Annotated in this window: 18 protein-coding genes and 1 tRNA gene; 13 read left to right on the top strand and 6 right to left on the bottom strand. The window is 68.8% G+C overall.

The window, feature by feature from the left end:
* Positions 1 to 48: 48 nt before the first annotated feature.
* A complete protein-coding gene (locus SM754_RS12550; protein WP_323676579.1) occupies positions 49 to 390 on the bottom strand; it encodes a hypothetical protein in 342 nt (113 codons plus the stop codon).
* Positions 391 to 612: 222 nt separating this feature from the next.
* Between SM754_RS12550 and SM754_RS12555 the strand changes: the two genes are divergently transcribed.
* From SM754_RS12555 to SM754_RS12585, 7 genes are all read left to right on the top strand, one after another.
* Positions 613 to 1,677: a M20/M25/M40 family metallo-hydrolase gene (locus SM754_RS12555; RefSeq protein ID WP_323676580.1), complete on the top strand. Its 1,065-nt coding sequence runs from the start codon at positions 613 to 615 to the stop codon at positions 1,675 to 1,677.
* A gap of 90 nt (positions 1,678 to 1,767) precedes the next feature.
* Positions 1,768 to 1,962: an LSM domain-containing protein gene (locus SM754_RS12560; protein ID WP_323676581.1), complete on the top strand. Its 195-nt coding sequence runs from the start codon at positions 1,768 to 1,770 to the stop codon at positions 1,960 to 1,962.
* Positions 1,959 to 2,132 (top strand): 50S ribosomal protein L37e, encoded by a 174-nt coding sequence (locus SM754_RS12565; RefSeq protein WP_227131278.1) that lies wholly within the window; start codon positions 1,959 to 1,961, stop codon positions 2,130 to 2,132. Before SM754_RS12560 ends, SM754_RS12565 begins: the two co-directional genes overlap by 4 nt.
* Positions 2,133 to 2,234: 102 nt before the next feature.
* A complete protein-coding gene (locus SM754_RS12570) occupies positions 2,235 to 3,008 on the top strand; it encodes a response regulator (protein WP_323676582.1) in 774 nt (257 codons plus the stop codon).
* A 104-nt stretch (positions 3,009 to 3,112) separates the two neighbouring features.
* Complete coding sequence (purF, locus tag SM754_RS12575) at positions 3,113 to 4,594, top strand: amidophosphoribosyltransferase (RefSeq protein ID WP_323676583.1); 1,482 nt, start codon at positions 3,113 to 3,115, stop codon at positions 4,592 to 4,594.
* Positions 4,595 to 4,716: 122 nt separating this feature from the next.
* Entirely contained in the window at positions 4,717 to 5,427 is a 711-nt protein-coding gene (locus SM754_RS12580; RefSeq protein WP_323676584.1) for a universal stress protein, read from the top strand.
* Between the two features lie 104 nt (positions 5,428 to 5,531).
* Positions 5,532 to 6,071, top strand: a complete 540-nt coding sequence (locus SM754_RS12585; RefSeq protein ID WP_323676585.1) for a GNAT family N-acetyltransferase — start codon at positions 5,532 to 5,534, stop codon at positions 6,069 to 6,071.
* Between the two features lie 40 nt (positions 6,072 to 6,111).
* On the opposite strand, the gene SM754_RS12590 is transcribed toward SM754_RS12585, so the two are convergent.
* Positions 6,112 to 6,684, bottom strand: a complete 573-nt coding sequence (locus SM754_RS12590; protein WP_323676586.1) for a DUF420 domain-containing protein — start codon at positions 6,682 to 6,684, stop codon at positions 6,112 to 6,114.
* Positions 6,685 to 6,946: 262 nt separating this feature from the next.
* On the opposite strand from SM754_RS12590, the gene SM754_RS12595 reads away from it, so the two are divergent.
* On the top strand, positions 6,947 to 7,546 hold the full coding sequence (locus tag SM754_RS12595) for a hypothetical protein (RefSeq protein WP_323676587.1): 600 nt from the start codon (positions 6,947 to 6,949) through the stop codon (positions 7,544 to 7,546).
* 373 nt (positions 7,547 to 7,919) lie between these two features.
* Here SM754_RS12595 and SM754_RS12600 read toward each other — a convergent pair.
* A tRNA-Leu gene (locus SM754_RS12600) sits at positions 7,920 to 8,004 on the bottom strand.
* Between the two features lie 201 nt (positions 8,005 to 8,205).
* Here SM754_RS12600 and SM754_RS12605 point away from each other — a divergent pair.
* From SM754_RS12605 to SM754_RS12615, 3 genes are all read left to right on the top strand, one after another.
* Complete coding sequence (locus SM754_RS12605; RefSeq protein WP_323676588.1) at positions 8,206 to 8,727, top strand: helix-turn-helix domain-containing protein; 522 nt, start codon at positions 8,206 to 8,208, stop codon at positions 8,725 to 8,727.
* A gap of 190 nt (positions 8,728 to 8,917) precedes the next feature.
* Positions 8,918 to 10,201, top strand: a complete 1,284-nt coding sequence (locus SM754_RS12610; RefSeq protein ID WP_323676589.1) for an alanine--tRNA ligase-related protein — start codon at positions 8,918 to 8,920, stop codon at positions 10,199 to 10,201.
* 49 nt (positions 10,202 to 10,250) lie between these two features.
* Positions 10,251 to 11,387, top strand: a complete 1,137-nt coding sequence (locus SM754_RS12615; protein ID WP_323676590.1) for an acyl-CoA dehydrogenase family protein — start codon at positions 10,251 to 10,253, stop codon at positions 11,385 to 11,387.
* Between the two features lie 77 nt (positions 11,388 to 11,464).
* On the opposite strand, the gene cysE is transcribed toward SM754_RS12615, so the two are convergent.
* The 3 genes from cysE to SM754_RS12630 all read right to left on the bottom strand — a co-directional run bounded on the left by cysE (position 11,465) and on the right by SM754_RS12630 (position 12,932).
* Entirely contained in the window at positions 11,465 to 12,031 is a 567-nt protein-coding gene (gene cysE, locus SM754_RS12620; protein ID WP_501993790.1) for a serine O-acetyltransferase, read from the bottom strand.
* An 8-nt stretch (positions 12,032 to 12,039) separates the two neighbouring features.
* Complete coding sequence (locus SM754_RS12625; protein ID WP_323676591.1) at positions 12,040 to 12,195, bottom strand: hypothetical protein; 156 nt, start codon at positions 12,193 to 12,195, stop codon at positions 12,040 to 12,042.
* Between the two features lie 95 nt (positions 12,196 to 12,290).
* Positions 12,291 to 12,932, bottom strand: a complete 642-nt coding sequence (locus SM754_RS12630) for an RAD55 family ATPase (protein ID WP_323676592.1) — start codon at positions 12,930 to 12,932, stop codon at positions 12,291 to 12,293.
* A gap of 130 nt (positions 12,933 to 13,062) precedes the next feature.
* Between SM754_RS12630 and SM754_RS12635 the strand changes: the two genes are divergently transcribed.
* Together SM754_RS12635 and SM754_RS12640 are read left to right on the top strand one after the other, a co-directional pair.
* Positions 13,063 to 14,439, top strand: coding sequence for a phosphohexomutase domain-containing protein (locus SM754_RS12635; RefSeq protein ID WP_323676593.1), 1,377 nt, complete (start codon positions 13,063 to 13,065; stop codon positions 14,437 to 14,439).
* 126 nt (positions 14,440 to 14,565) lie between these two features.
* Positions 14,566 to 15,642 (top strand): BMP family lipoprotein, encoded by a 1,077-nt coding sequence (locus SM754_RS12640; RefSeq protein ID WP_323676594.1) that lies wholly within the window; start codon positions 14,566 to 14,568, stop codon positions 15,640 to 15,642.
* The last annotated feature ends 38 nt before the right edge of the window (positions 15,643 to 15,680 follow it).

A 15,680-nucleotide genomic window follows, 5' to 3' on the forward strand; every position in this document is an offset into this window, starting at 1 on the left:
GGCGGACACGTAAACGCTTTCAGTCTGTACTCGGCGATCGCGCCGGTCTCACTCGCCCGCTTCGTCGACGTCGTCGAGTTCGACCATCTCGACGTCGTCCACGTCGTCGTCACCGCCGAGGAGGACGCGTGCGGCGGCCGCGAGCACGACGAGCGCGACGACGCCGAGGATGGCGCCCTTGACCGGCGTCTTGCGCTCGCTCCCCGCGCCGTCGCCGTCGGGGTCGACGTCGACCGCGGGCGTCGCGGACGCGCCGTCGGCGTCGTCGTCCGCGCGGGTCGGGGTGCCGCCGTCGGTCGCCTCGACGTCGGGGGTCGGGTCGTCGCCGAAGCTCGGGCCGAGCTGGAGGCCGCCGTCGAAGTGCAACTCGAAGATCGTGATGTCTCCCATACCGTACTGTTCGCGGAGTCGTCACTTATCGGTTCCGACGAGGGCGCTGCCGGGGGTCGACGAGCACCACCGAGTTGAGAGGTCGGCGCCGCGGAGCCGGCGCCGCGGACGCGTGGTGGCGTCGCCCGTGAGGCGAGCGCGACGTCGCGCGGACCGCCCGGTGGCGGCAAGCGCGAGCGCGGATTCCCGGGCCTTAAGTCTCCGCCCGCGAACCGGTCTGGCATGGATAGCGAACGCTGGGACTTCCTCGAAGAGCTCCTCGAGACGCCGAGTCCGTCGGGGTACGAGACGCGCGGTCAGCGCGTGTGGGTGGAGTACGCGAAGCAGTACGCCGACGACGTGCGGACGGACGCGTACGGGAACGCCGTCGCGGCGTACAACGAGGACGCGGACGGGCCGACGGTCGCGTTCGCCGGACACGGCGACGAGATCGGGTTCATCGTCCGCCGCATCGACGACGACGGGTTCGTGCACCTCGGCCGCATCGGCGGGACGGACCGGACGGTCTCGAAGGGCCAGCACGTCACGATCCACGGGAGCGACGGGACGGTCCCGGGCGTGGTCGGACAGGTCGCGATCCACCTCCGCGACTCCGCGAAGGACGAGTACGACGAGATATCCGAGCAGGTCGTGGACGTCGGCGCCGAGGACCGGGAGGCGGCCGCGGAGCTCGTCGAGGTCGGCGACCCCATCACGTTCTCGTCGACGGTCGAGGAGCTCGTCGGCGACAGGGTCGCGGCGCGGGGCCTCGACAACCGCGTCGGGACGTACACCGCGGTCGAGGGGTTGCGGCGTGCGGCCGAGGCGGACGTGGACGCGACCGTGTACGCCGTCAGCACGGTGCAGGAGGAGCTCGGGAAGAAGGGCGCGATGATGGTGACCGACCGCCTGGACGTGGACGCGGCGCTCGTCGTGGACGTCACGCACGCCGGCGACTACCCGAAGTCCCCGAAGGAGAAGACGGGCGACGTCGCGCTCGGCGACGGCCCGGTCGTGGGCCGCGGGAGCGCGAACCATCCCGTGATCTCCCAGCTCGCGCGGAAGGCCGCGGCGGACGCGGACATCGACGTCCAGCTGCAGGCCGCCGGCAGCTACACCGGCACGGACACGGACGAGTTCTACGTCTCCAGTGGCGGCGTGCCGTCGCTGAACGTGAGCGTCCCGAACCGCTACATGCACACGCCCGTCGAGGTCGTCGACACGACGGACGTGGAGGGCGTCGCGGACCTGCTCGCGGCGTTCGCGGCGACCGTCGAGGACCGCGAGAGCTTCGCGGTCGACGTCTGACCGGGTTCGACCGGTCGAATCGACGAACGCGGGGGGCAATGGCGGCTGCGACCCGGTACGTTTAAGGAACCGCTACGACCCGGATGGTGTATGGACGACGACAGTGGACGGCCCCTCGACGTGCTCGACGCGTCCGTCGGGAAGACGGTCACGGTGCGATTGAAGGACGGCGAGACGTACGAGGGCACGCTGACGGGGTACGACCAGCACATGAACCTGGTCATCGAGTCGGACGACAACACAACGATTATCCGTGGCGACAACGTCGTCTCGATAACTCCATGACTGGCGCAGGAACCCCCTCTCAAGGCAAGAAGAACACGAAGACGCACACGAAGTGCCGCCGCTGCGGCGAGAAGTCCTACCACACGAAGAAGAAGGAGTGCTCGTCGTGTGGGTTCGGGAAGTCCGCGAAGCGTCGGGACTACGAGTGGCAGTCGAAGGCCGGCGAGTAGTCGACCTCGTTCTCGACCGGGTCTCCGGTCTCTCGACCGTTCGCGCGACGAGCCGCGCGTCCCGGCAGTAGTTCTAACACTCCGTCCGTCGTAGGTGGTGGTATGGCGCTCGGAGAGGAGCGCGTTCCGGACGGCGACCGCGGCACCGTCCTCGTCGTGGACGACGAACCGGACGTCGCGGAGACGACGATGTTGATGCTCGAGGACCGTGGTCTGGACGCGGTCGCGGAGACGAGCCCCGAAGCGGCGCTCGACCGGGTGGACGAGACGGTCGGGTGCGTGGTGAGCGATTACCAGATGCCGCGGATGGACGGCCTGGAACTGCTCGACGCGATGGAGCGCGAGCACGAGGCCGTCGGGTTCGTGCTGTTCACGGGGCGTGGGTCCGAACGGATAGCGAGTCGAGCAATCGAGGCGGGCGTCGACGACTACCTCCAGAAGGGGAAGGTCGAGCAGTACGACCGGTTGGCGAACTCCGTGTCGAGGGTCGTGGAGCGGGCTCGGGCCGAGCGTGCGCTCGCGAAGCGCCGCAAGCAGTTCGAGGCCGTGTTCGAGCAGGCGTTCGACGGCATCTTCATCCTCGACGTGGCGGACGCGGTCATCGTGGATGCGAACCCGCGGGCCTGCGAGTTGCTCGACTATCCGTACGACGAACTCGTCGGCAGGCCAATCAGCGAGGTGCATCCGGAGGATTACGAGGAGTACCTCGCGAGGGCGCGGGAGCTCGTCGACGCGGACGGTCGGGGGCGCGTCGAGTCGGTGTGCTATACGCGCACTGACGACGTCATCCGGTCGGACATCACGGCGGCGCCGATCGAGTACGACGGGCGCGAGTTCCTCGTGACGGTGATGCGGCCCCTCCCGTCGGACTCCTGACGCCAACCAGAGATTAGGCACGTTCGTGCATACTTCTTCGCGGTGGGGCGGCGTTTAGACCACAATCACGTCCTTTTTTGGTGGGTGACGCCCGACAGTCTCTCATGACAGACGGGCGGGGAGCCACCCCCGATTCCGACGAGCCGACCGAGAAGTGCGGCGTCGTGGGCGTCGCTCTCGACGACCGGGCGGCTGCACGACCGCTCTACTACTCGCTGTACGCCCTCCAGCATCGCGGCCAGGAGTCGGCCGGCATCGTCACGCACGACGGGTTCCAGCAGCACGACCACGTCGAGATGGGGCTCGTCGGGGACGCGTTCACGCAGGACGACGTCGAGTCGCTCACCGGTGCCGCCGGCATCGGGCACGTCCGCTATCCGACCGCGGGGAGCGTCGACAAGTCCTGCGCGCAGCCGTTCACGGTCTCGTTCAAGAGCGGGTCGCTCGCGCTCAGCCACAACGGGAACCTCGTGAACGCCGGCGAGATCCGCGACGAGCTCGCGGGGCTCGGGCACGCGTTCACGAGCGACGGCGACACCGAGGTCATCGCGCACGACCTGGCGCGGAACCTCCTGGAGGAGGACCTCGTTCGCGCGGTCAAGCGCACGATGGGCCGCATCCACGGGTCGTACTCGCTCACCATCATGCACGACGACACCGTCCTCGGCGTCCGTGACCCGGAAGGCAACCGACCGCTGTGCATCGGTAAGCTCGACGACGGCTACATCCTCGCCTCCGAGTCGGCGGCCATCGACACGCTCGACGGAACGCTCGTCCGGGACGTGAAACCGGGCGAGCTCGTCGTGCTCCACGAGGACGGGAGCGACTTCGATTCCTACCAGCTCGTCGATCAGGACAACAGCGCGCACTGCTTCTTCGAGCACGTGTACTTCGCGCGCCCCGACTCCGTCATCGACGACTCCCTCGTCTACGAGGTCCGCCGGCAGCTCGGTCGGAACCTCTGGAACGAGTCCGGTATCGAGACGGACGTCGTGATGCCGGTGCCGGACTCCGGGCGTGCGTTCGCGAGCGGGTACGCGGAAGCGGCCGGCGAGGACGGCGCGGACACCGAGTTCGCGGAGGGCCTGATGAAGAACCGGTACGTCGGTCGGACGTTCATCATGCCGACGCAGGACGAGCGCGAGCGCGCGGTCCGCCTGAAGCTCAACCCGATCAAGTCGACGGTGGAGGGGAAGACCGTCACCATCATCGACGACTCCATCGTCCGCGGGACGACGTCGACGCAACTCGTCGAACTGCTGAAGGACTGCGGCGCGGAGGAGGTTCACATGCGGATTGGTGCACCGCCGATCGTCGCGCCGTGCTACATGGGTATCGACATGGCGACCCGAGACGAGCTCATCGCCGCCGACAAGACCACCGAGGACATCCGGGAGGCCATCGAGGCGGATTCGCTCTCGTACCTCTCCATCGACGCGGTCTGCGACGCGCTGGACGCGAGTCGCGCCGACCTCTGTCTGGGCTGCGTCACGGGCGAGTACCCCTACGACATCGAGGGCGAGACGACCGATCGCGACGTGTCACGCCCCGATATCGAGGGGACGAGCGCGCTTGCGGACGACTGACGCCGCGTTCCCGACCGTCACCGCGAACGACCCCGTGGTTCGGTGCTCGCTGGACAGCCGAATCGTCGATTCCGCGTCCGCTTCGGAGGAACTATTAGTGCCATGCGTCTCGAAGGAAACCTATGGATCACCCAACCGTTCTCGTGTTTGTCGAGTTCCCGGACCCGGCGTTCCCGATGGCGGGATTCCTGAACAATCTCGCGTACCCGAACGTGGAACTCGTCGGCTGTTACCATCTCGCCGACGACGAGTCCGTCGAGGAGGCACGGGCCGCGTACGAGGAGGAGTTCACTGCAGAGCTCGAAGCCCACGCCGAGCGGTTCGAGGAGCGAGGCGTCCGGACGGAGTTCGACCTGATCTTCGAGCCGGACCCTATCGAAGCCCGCCACCGGATATCCAAGGACGACGACGTCGACGCGATTCTCCTCCCCGGTGGCGCGAACACCCTCGGGAAGGTACTCATCGCTGCCCGACACACGGAGAACGCCGAGGAGCGGATGTCGAACCTGCTCAACATAGTCAATCGCGAGGGACTGATTTCGCTCGACCTCGTCCACGTCGCGGATCCGGACGACCCGGACGGGGAGGCCGAAGGGGAGCGCGTCCTCAACGAGAAGGCTTCGATTCTCACGGAACACGGCGTTCCAGCCGTGCAGATCGGTCGCGAAGTCCGAACCGGAGGGGACGTTCCCTTCGAGCTGAATCAGGCCGCGCGTGACTGCGACCTGCTCGTCATGGGTGAAACCCAGCGTGACGTCGGTGACGAGGTCTTCGGACCGGTCGGCGAGTACATCGTCGAGGACCAGGACGTTCCCGTCCTGATCCTCCGGTGATAGTGCGACGTCGACCGACTTCGGACGAAGCCTGACTTCGTTCATCGTGAGGCGTTAGCACACCCTGCCGGTGGTTTAACATGCAGTGTCGAGTCCTCGATGGTATGCCCGGTGCAACCTTTCTCGAAGGAGAGACGGTCGAGCTGTGTACGATGACGACCGAGGACGCCGAGTTCCTCACCGACGCCGTCAACGACCCGGCGGTCCGGCAGTCACTCGGCGTCGCGGACCCGCGAAGCCGGCAGCATCACGAGGCGTGGATCGAGGAGGAGGTCGACGGCGGCGACGGCATCACGCTCCTCGTCGTCGCGGACGGCGAACCGGTCTGCGTCGTGAACACGGTGTGGGTGGCGGAGCGAGCGGGCCACGTCATCCTCTCCGCGTGGATCGCCGCGGACGCGCACGGGGAGGGGTACGGGTCGGACGCGACCGCGACGTTCATCGACTACCTGTTCGACGAGAAGCGCATGCATTCGGTCCGCGCGGAGGCCTACGAGACGAACGAGGCGTCGAACGCACTCCTCTCGTCGATCGGCCTGGAGCACGTCGGCACCATCCCCGAGGGCGCGTTCGTCGACGGCGAGTTCGTCGACTCCAATGTCTACGCGACGACCGCAGACGAGTGGCGCGCACAGCGGGAGTGACCGCTGGCGCGCACGGCGGGAGCGAGTCGACCGCTCCCGTTCACCCGTAGAATCCCGTGGGGGCGAGGTAGAGGAGGACGTAGACGACGTTCCCGAGGACGAACGAGACGAGCCAGAGCGGCGCCGCGACCTTCGCGACGCGCCGGTGGTTCGTCTCCGGAATCTCGGCGACGGAGTGCGTCCACGCGAGCAGGAGGACGTAGTACAGGAGCGGGATGCAGACGATGGCGAGCAGCATGTGGACCGCGAGCACGCCGAGGTACGCGAGTTCGACGACGCCCGTCCCCGGGAACGATTGCGGGCCCTTGAGCGCGACCTTCCAGAGGTAGAGGGCGAGGAACGCGACGAACAGGCCGAACGCGGCGAGCATGTACCTGCGGTGCGCATCGAAGCGCTTCGCGCGCGCCTCGCGGACGCCGAGGACGATGCAGACGATTGCGACGAGACTGATGCCCGCGTTCACGTGCGGGACGAGGTCCAGAACCCACGCTGGGGCACCTGGGAGGACGGACCCGGGGATGGCCTGCCGGGCCGCGGCGAACACGAGTGCGAGCGAGACGACCGAGAGGACGGCCGTGACCTCGCGGAGATTCCGACGGACGCGCCGTTCCATACCCGCTCCTGGGCACTCGGTCGGCTTACCGCTTGTCGTCTCGCGTCGCCGCGACGAGTCGCGGTCGTGCACCGAGATGTCGGGCCGGACGACGCTCCCGACGCGCTCGGGCGACTCCGCGTCGAAGTCCGGGGAGCGACGTGTACGACGACGCCGGTTCGCAGTACTCGTCCCGGAGCTCCTGCTGGCGGCGCGTCTCGAGCGCGGCGATCGTCGTCGCGCTGACGGGGGACTTTTCCCGACGCCCGCCCGACCCGTCGGCATGAACGAGTGCGTCGACTGTGGCAGGCCAGTCCGCGGAGGGTCCGCGTACTGCGAGGACTGCGCGAACCGAGACGGCGACGGTCCGACGACGACGACCACCGCGTCGGTCGACGACCGAGTGTCGTCCCTGACGTCGCGCGCGGTCGCCGTCCTGCTCGCCGCCGGCGCCCTCCTCGGCGGCGCGACGGTCCTCCAGTCCCTCCAGTACGCGCCAGTAGCGGTGAGCGCGGGGAGACCCCTCGACGCGGTCGGGTTCCTCGTGGTGCAGGCGGTCAACGCGACGCTCGTCGTCGGCTTCGCCGTGATGGCCAAGCGGCTGTTCGAAGGACGCGGCGACCGCGCGCGGTACGGACGCATCGTCCGCATCCTCGCGGTCGCGAGCGTCGTCTCCGGCGTGCTCGTGACGGTCCTCCCGAACCCGCTCGTGCGCTGGCTCCCGACCGTCGTGGACCCCGCGTACGTGGTCCTGAACGTGCTCGCGTTCGCCCTCGCGCCGAGCGTGTTCGCTTCCGAGGCCCAGACCCTCGCCGTTGGCGTCGTCGGCGCCAGCGTCTCGTTCGTCGCCGGCACCGCACTCCAGCGAGACGTCACGGAGTGAGGGGACGACCGACGCGCTACCGGTCCCACGGAGCGCCGACGTCGACGACCGCCGACGGAACCAACAGTACCGATTCGAAGCTGTCGACGCGACGAGAGGACACCGTCACCACGACACGGTCGACGACGAGGACGGACGGTGCGTCCAAGCGCGTCGGGACGACCGCGCTCGCCGCCCAACACCTTCGACCAACTCGTCGCTGACCGTCGAGAGCGACGCAGCATCCGCAGGTCGACGCAGACACGAAGAATCGACGCAACATCGACACGTCACTGGTCGATCGTTGCGTCGGAAAGGAATGTGCGTGGGTGCTGTCCACGAGGGAGAGCACCCGCATCGCAGCGAGTGCAGCCTGTCCGGCTGCGAGGTGCGATGCGTGGGACCGGATTTGAACCGGCGGACCTCTACAGGACAGCGCCCTCAACGCTGCGCCGTTGGCCTAGCTTGGCTACCCACGCTCGCGGTATCTTGCTGCACTCCTTCGTTTCCGGGGGACGAATAAAAGCCCTTTCTTTTCCGCCGGGAGTGACTGGGATTCGCACGCCGCCGGCGGGCTCGCCGCCTGGACGTCCACACGACCCCGTTCGGCGCGTAGACACGGGTCGGTCGCGGTCGGTCGAAGCGCGGGGTTGAAATGGTGTGGTGCGAAAGGGAGAGGTATGGCGAAGTACTCGACGGGTGGTTCGTCGGGTGGCGGCGACGGCGACACGTGCGAGCTCTGCGGCGCGGCGAGCGAGAACCTCAGCATGGCGAACGTCGCTGGCGCGCGACTGAACGTGTGCGCGTCCTGCGCCCCCCACGACGACACCGAGACGAAGCGGTCATCGAACGACACCGGGAGCGAGAGCGGGAGCGGCGGCGAGCGCGACCGGAAGCGTCGCGCGGTCCAGAACGCCGCGAAGGCGAACGACGTCTGGGATTCGGACTCCGGGCACTGGGAGGAGGAGGGCACGAACTACGACGACGACCAGTTGCCGTACCTCCACAACGATTACGGGAAGACGGTGACGGAGGCGCGCCAGGAGCGCGGCCTGCAGCGCGAGGAGTTCGCGGAGGAGCTCGGCGCGACGGAGGCGGACATCATCGCGATCGAGCAGGGTCGTGCGACGCAGGCGGGCATCGGCGGTGGTCTCATCGCCGCGATAGAGGACTACCTCGACGTCGAGATCTCCGAGCAGTAGCGTCGCGGAACGAGTCACGGCGGTGGTGTCCGGTACCTCGACGATGACCCCGGCGCCTGGACGGTGGTCTCCGCGGTGCGCTCCGGCGTCTCGACGGCGTTGCTCGCGGCGGGTCGGCGATGCGGTTGGGCGTGGGGAGCGTTCGTGACGGCGAAGTGCTTTTGCTGCCGCCACGTGTCTTGTCTCGGTGATGACCGTACAGCGTGCCGCTGTGGAGCCGTACACGACGAGTTTCGAGGCGACAGTCGAACGCGTCGACGGACGGGACGTGGTGCTCGAGGAGACGTACTTCTACGCGGAGAGCGGCGGCCAGCCCGGCGACCGGGGACGGATGGGCGGTCGCGCCGTCGTGGACGTGCAGGTGGACGGTGACGTCGTCGTGCATACGCTCGACGAACCGCCGACGTTCGGCGCCGGTCGGTCCGTGCTCTGTCGCGTCGATCGGCGCCGGCGGATGTACTGTATGCGAGCGCACACGGCGAGTCACGTCCTGTACGGGGCGGCGCGGACGTGCATGGACGACCTCGGGTACGGCGGGTTCGACATCCGCGCGGCCGCGGACCGGTCGAGCGCGGAGGCGGTCGCGGAGAGCGACGCGGACCGCGTGCGCGTGGACTTCGTGACGTCGACGGCCGTCGACGACGACGTCCTGGTGACGTTGGAGCGGCGCGCGAACCAGGCGGTCTGGGAGTCGCGGGACGTGACCTGGGAGACGCTGTCGGTGGACGCGGCACGCGAGCGCGAGGGGATCGTGTTCAACGAGAAGACCGAGGAGGGCGTGTTCGGCGAGGACGCCGAGGTGCGGGTCGTCACCGTCGGTGGGGCGGAGGTGGCGGCGGGCGAGCCGTCCGGGAGGCCGTTCGACGTCGCGGCGTGTGGTGGGACGCACGTCCGGAACACGCGCGAGATCGGGCCGATCACGGTCCTCGGCCGGTCGAACCCCGGAGAGGGGATGACTCGCGTCGAGTTCGCGGTCGGGCCGCGGGGCATCGAGCGCCGCGGGAGCGAGAAGACGGCGTTGCTCGCGGCGGGTCGGGAGCTCGACGTCGCACCGGCGGCGGTACCGGAGGCGGTGTCGCGGCTCACGGACGAGGTGGCCGCGCTCCGCGAGGAGGCCGCGGACGCGCAGCGTCGCGCGCTCGAAGCGCGACTGTCGGAGTTCCCGGTCGTGGAGCGCGACGGCGAGCGCTGGCTCGTCGGCACCGTCGAGGGCGTGGACGCGAACGACGTCGAGCCGGTGGTTCGCGAGGCGGCGGGCGAGCGCGCGGCGGTCGTCGTGCTCGTCGGGCAGGCCGGGAGCACGTTCGTCGTCGCGGCCGCCGGGGCGGCCGCGAGCGTCGACGCTGGCGAGGTCGTCGGTCGCGTCACCGACGAGTTCGGCGGCGGTGGCGGTGGGAGTCCGAAGTTCGCGCAGGGTGGCGGGCTGTCCGTCGACCCGACGGGCGTCGTCGAGTGGTTCCGGGACGCGGCGTGACGCTCCGCGGAATCGGGCAATTTTTTCGGGGACCGCACGTAGCGGGCGTATGGATTTCACGAGCGAGCAGGAGGCGGTGCGTGACGTCGTCCGCGAGTTCGCCGTCGAGGAGCTCCGGCCGGTCGCCGCGGAGTGCGACGCCGAGCAGTCGTTCCCCGAGGAGGTCTGGGACGACCTCGCGGAGCTCGACCTCACCGGACTGACCGTCCCCGAGACCTACGGCGGGTACGACGCCGACCCGGTGACGTACGCGCTCGTCAACGAGGAACTGGCGTACGGGATGCTGTCGGTCGCGACCGCGCTCAGCGTGCACGGGCTCGCGACGTCGTGCATCGCGGAGTTCGGGAGCGAGGACGTCCGCGAGGAGTGGCTGCCGGAGATGGCGACCGGCCGGCCGGTCGGCGCGTTCGCGCTCAGCGAACCGCAGGCGGGGTCGAATCCGGCGGAGATGTCGACGGTCGCGCGCCGCGAGGGCGACGAGTTCGTCATCGACGGCACGAAGCAGTGGATCACGAACGGCCGGCGGAGCGACGTCGTCATCCTGTTCGCGAAGACCGACCGCGACGACCCCGGGAGCGTCACCCAGTTCCTCGTTCCGAAGGACACCGAGGGCGTCTCGGTGGGGAAGAAGGAGGACAAGCTCGGGTTGCGTGCGAGCGACACGACGAGCCTGGAGTTCGACGGGGCGCGCATCCCCGCCGAGTACCAGCTCACCGAGGAGGGCCGCGGGCTGTCCGCGGCCTTCACCATCCTCACGGGCGGCCGCATCGCCATCGGCGCGCAGTCGGTCGGGCTCGCGCAGTCCGCGCTCGACGCCGCCCTCGAGTACAGTCAGGAGCGCGAGCAGTTCGACCAACCTATCAGCGACATCCAGACCATCCGCCACAAGCTCGCGGACATGCAGACGAAGGTGCAGGCCGGCCGGCTCCTGACGTACGACGCGGCGCGGAAGAAGGCGAGCGGGAATCCGCAGGAGACGGCGATGGCGGCGTCGCAAGCCAAGCTCTTCTCGAGCGAGAACGCGATCGAGGTCGCGAACGAGGCCGTGCAGATCCACGGCGGCTACGGGTACACGACGGACTTCCCCGTCGAACGCCTCTACCGTGACGCGAAAATCCTCACCATCTACGAGGGCACGAGCGAGATTCAGAAGAAGATCATCGCGCGCCACCTGCTCGACGACTGAGGACCGGGGACTCCCTCTTGCTCAGGTCGTCGCAGTCCCCGAGTGCGTCGGTCGACCCTGCCGTTCGCGACGCCTCCCTAGTCGTCGTTCGCGGTCGCTCGGTCGTCCTCGCCGCCGCTGTCGGTGGGGTTCGCGTCGTCGACGCGTTCGGCTGGGACGCCGACGACAGTCGCGCCGGGTGGGACGTCGTCGGCGACGACCGCACCGGCGCCGACGCGAGCGCCCTCGCCGACGGTGAGGTCGCCGAGGATGGTGGCGTTCGCGCCGATGGTGACGTCGTCCTCGACGGTCGGGTGTCGTTTGACCGGTTCGGGCGAGTTCCCGCCGAGCGTGACGCCGTGGTACATGTGGACGCGGTCGCCGACCTCGGCAGTCTCGCCGACGACGACGCCCATCCCGTGGTCGACGACGACCTGGCGGCCGACCGTCGCCGCGGGATGTATCTCGACGCCGGTGAGGAACCGGACGAGCTGCGAGAGTACGCGCGCCGACAGCCGGAAGCCGGCGTTCCAGACGGCGTTCGCGACGGCGTGCGCCCAGACCGCGTGCAGTCCCGGATAGCACAGGAGGACCTCGAGTCTCGACTTCGCGGCCGGGTCGGCGTCGTGGACGGCGGTCGCGTCCGCGCGGACGCGCCGGAGGATTCGTCGGATCACGTCGCATCACGCGACGCGTGGTCGCCGTCGCGCACGCTCGTGGACCGCCGGCTCGCACCGGTCGCGTGCGACCGGCCGCGACAGCACCGCCGCGTCGAACCACGGGGGCGTTCGACGGCGATGCGGTCGGGCGCGGTGACGACCACAGGCATGCCTCGGAATCGCCGAGCCATCGTCTAAAACGAATCGGTTCGGTGAACGCGAGCGCGCCGGCGGCGGTCGCCGTGGCGTCGACGGCTCCTCGCGGTCAGAACGACTCCCACTCCCTGACGGAGTCCGGGAGACCGAGCACGCGACGTTCACGTCCGTGCTCGCCGGTTCGCGTCTCGACGAGTCCGTCGAACAGCTGGCGGATGGTGTTGACGGTCTGGTCGTCGTGCGCGTCCGCGTCGAGCGTCCCGAACCCGAGCGCGTCCGCGGCACTGATACGACCCGTGAGGATGTGGAGGAACCGGAACACGGTCTTGACGTCCGCGTACATCAGGAGCTGACTGATGGAGTCCAGCGCCACCCGCGTCTGGTAGCCCTGGTTCGCGAACTGCTCCAGGAGCTTCGAGGACGCCATCCCGATACCCGTGAAGTCCCCGGGGGAGGAGACGTACCGGGTCAGCGGATGCTCCTCCTGGCCCACGCCGCGTTCCTGGGAGACGCAGTCGACGATCCCGAGCTGTGGGTCGGCGTCGTCGGGGAGGCGTTCGCCGATGTCGCCGCGGAGCCGGTCAGCGCTGTGCTGTGTGGTGACGACCAGCCCCGCGTCTCCCTGTTCGTGGCCGTCGGCGAGCACCTCGCAGAGGAGGTCGTACTTGCCCGTCATCGGTGGGCCCATGACGAGGAGGTTCGTCCCCGGTCGAACCTCCGCGACCGGGAGGGAGTCCGCTACTCCGTACATACGCCCCCCGAACCCGTACCCACGGCCGGTTGCATTGGTGTTGACTTGCGTGTACGTCTGTATAAACCCATGGGAGTCGTCCGACGTGCGTATGCCATCATCTAAGTGCTGGCCGAGGGAAGCGGGTGGTATGACACTGTTCGGGACGGCTGGTATCCGTGGCCCGGTCGCGACGCGGGTCACGCCTGAGTTGGCGTTGCGAGTTGGGCAGGCAGCGGGGGTCGATGGCGCCGAGTTCGTCGTCGGTCGCGACGGCCGGGAGACCGGCGCGGCGCTCGCGGCGGCTCTCGAAGCGGGGCTGGAGAGCGCGGGTGCGGACGTCGAGCGCGTCGGGCAGGTGCCGACGCCGGCGCTCGCGTACGCCTCCCGGGGGCGTCGGGGCGTGATGGTGACGGCGAGCCACAATCCGCCCGAGGACAACGGTATCAAGCTGTTCGTCGACGGCGAGGAGTACGACCGGGCGGCCGAGGAGCGCGTCGAGGAGCGCGTCGAGTCGGGGCCGGCGTTGGCGGCGTGGGACGCGTTCGGGTCGGGACGCGAGGGGAGCGTCCTCGAAGCGTACCGGGAGGCGGTGGTGGCGTTCGTTCGGGAGTCCGTCGCCGACGGGGCGACCGAGCCCCTGGAGGGGGTGACGGTCGCGGTGGACTGCGGAACGGGGATGGCGAGCGTCGCGACCCCGCAGGTGCTCGGCGCGCTCGGCGCGGACGTCCGGGCGACGAACGCGAACGTCGACGGGCACTTCCCGGCACGGCCGTCGAAGCCGACCGCGGAGACGCTCACCGAGTTCTCGGCGTTCCTCGCGGAGTCGGACGTGGACGTGGGGCTCGCGCACGACGGTGACGCGGACCGCATCGTCGTGCTGACGCCCGACGGCGACGTCGTCCACGAGGACACGGTCCTCGCGATGCTCGCCGAGCACTACGTCCGGGAGAGCGACGCCGCTGACCCGGTGGTGGTGACGACGCCGAACGCGTCGGGACGCATCGACGAGCGCGTCGACGCGGCGGGCGGTCGGACCGAGCGCGTTCGGTTGGGCGCGCTCCACGAAGGTATCGCCCGGGAGCGCGAGGCGGGCGACGGGGATACCGAGGTGGCGTTCGCGGCGGAACCGTGGAAGCACGTGCACACGGCGTTCGGCGGGTGGATCGACGGTGTGACGAGCGCTGGCGTGCTGTCGGCGCTGGTCGCCACCGAGGGCGGCCTGGACGCGCTCCGCGCCCCGGTCACGGAGCGTCCGTACCGGAAGGTCAGCGTCTCGTGTCCGGACGAGGCGAAGGACGCGGCGATGGGAACGCTCGCTGACGCGCTCCCGGAGGCGTTCGCGGACGGTGATGTCGACACTGATTACGGCGTGCGCGTCGACCGGCCTGACGGGTCGTGGGTGCTCGTGCGGCCGAGCGGGACGGAGCCGTACGTCCGCATCTACGCGGAAGCGGACGACGTCGACGCGCTCGTCGAGCGCGCCCGGGGCGTCGTCGAATCCGCGGTCGAAAGCGCCTCAGACTAAGATTCTTCCCCATTTTTCAGAATTAAATAAAGTATCGAAGCCGGTGGCGGATATATAGTTAGGGGCTGCAACCATTGGATTGCGTTCCGACGGGTTTAATTCGGCATCCTGCATGAATTGGACGTAATGCCTTCGAACAGGCGGAAGTTCCTGGCGAGTGCGGCTGGCATCGGCGCGGCGACAACCGCTGGCTGTCTCTCGAGTCTCGGCGGCTCTGGAAGTGACGGCACGAACGTCGGCGTCGTGTACGCTCTCGGTGGTCTCGGCGACAAGGCGTTCAACGACATGGCCAAGCAGGGCATCGACCAGGCCATCGAGGACCACGACATCAACTACCAGGGCGCCGAGCCCTCGGGGAACAGCGAGTTCCCGACGCTCCAGAAGAAGTTCGCCGACTCGAGCAACCCGGACTACGACCTCGTGTGTTGTGTCGGGTTCGCGCAGTCGGAGGCGCTCTCGGAGAACGCCGACCAGTACTCCGACCAGCAGTTCATGATCGTCGACTCCGTCGTCGAGAGCGACAACGTCGCGAGTTACGTCTTCAAGGAGCAACTCGGCTCGTTCCAGGTTGGGCACATGGCGGGCCTGCTCACGCAGCGTGACTTCTCGACGGGCGGCGACGACATGACCGACGCGTCGACGAACACGGACGCGGCGACGGTCGGGTTCGTCGGCGGGAAGGAGAACTCGCTCATCAAGAAGTTCGAAGCTGGCTTCATCGCCGGCGCGAAGCACGCCGGCGACGTGAAGGTCCGCTCGGCGTACGCGGGCTCGTGGAGCGACCCCGCGAAGGGCAAGGAGATCGCGCTCTCGATGTACGACAACGGCGCGGACATCGTCTACCACGCCGCGGGCGGAACCGGGACGGGCGTCTTCGGTGCGGCCCAGGAGCGCGGTCGGTACGCCATCGGCGTCGACTCCGACCAGTCCAAGTCCGCGAAGGAGTACAAGGACGTCATCCTCGCGAGCATGGTCAAGCACGTCGACACCGCGGTCCTCACGAGCGTCGAGAACGTCGTGAACGACGAGCACGCGGGTGGTGAAGTGAGTGCACTCGGCCTGGAGCGAGGCGGCGTCGAGGCCGTGCTCGGACAGGCGCTCGGGTCGGAGATCCCGAGCGAGGTCACGAGCGCACTCGAGGAGTCCAAGTCCAGTATCGTCGACGGCGACATCTCGGTGCCGACGAACCCGGAAAAGGCCTGAGCGGTTACCTCTCACCGATTCCTTCATGACCGAATCCA

It is taken from the genome of Halorubellus amylolyticus (assembly GCF_034808145.1).
Taxonomy (GTDB): Archaea; Halobacteriota; Halobacteria; order Halobacteriales; family Natrialbaceae; genus Halorubellus.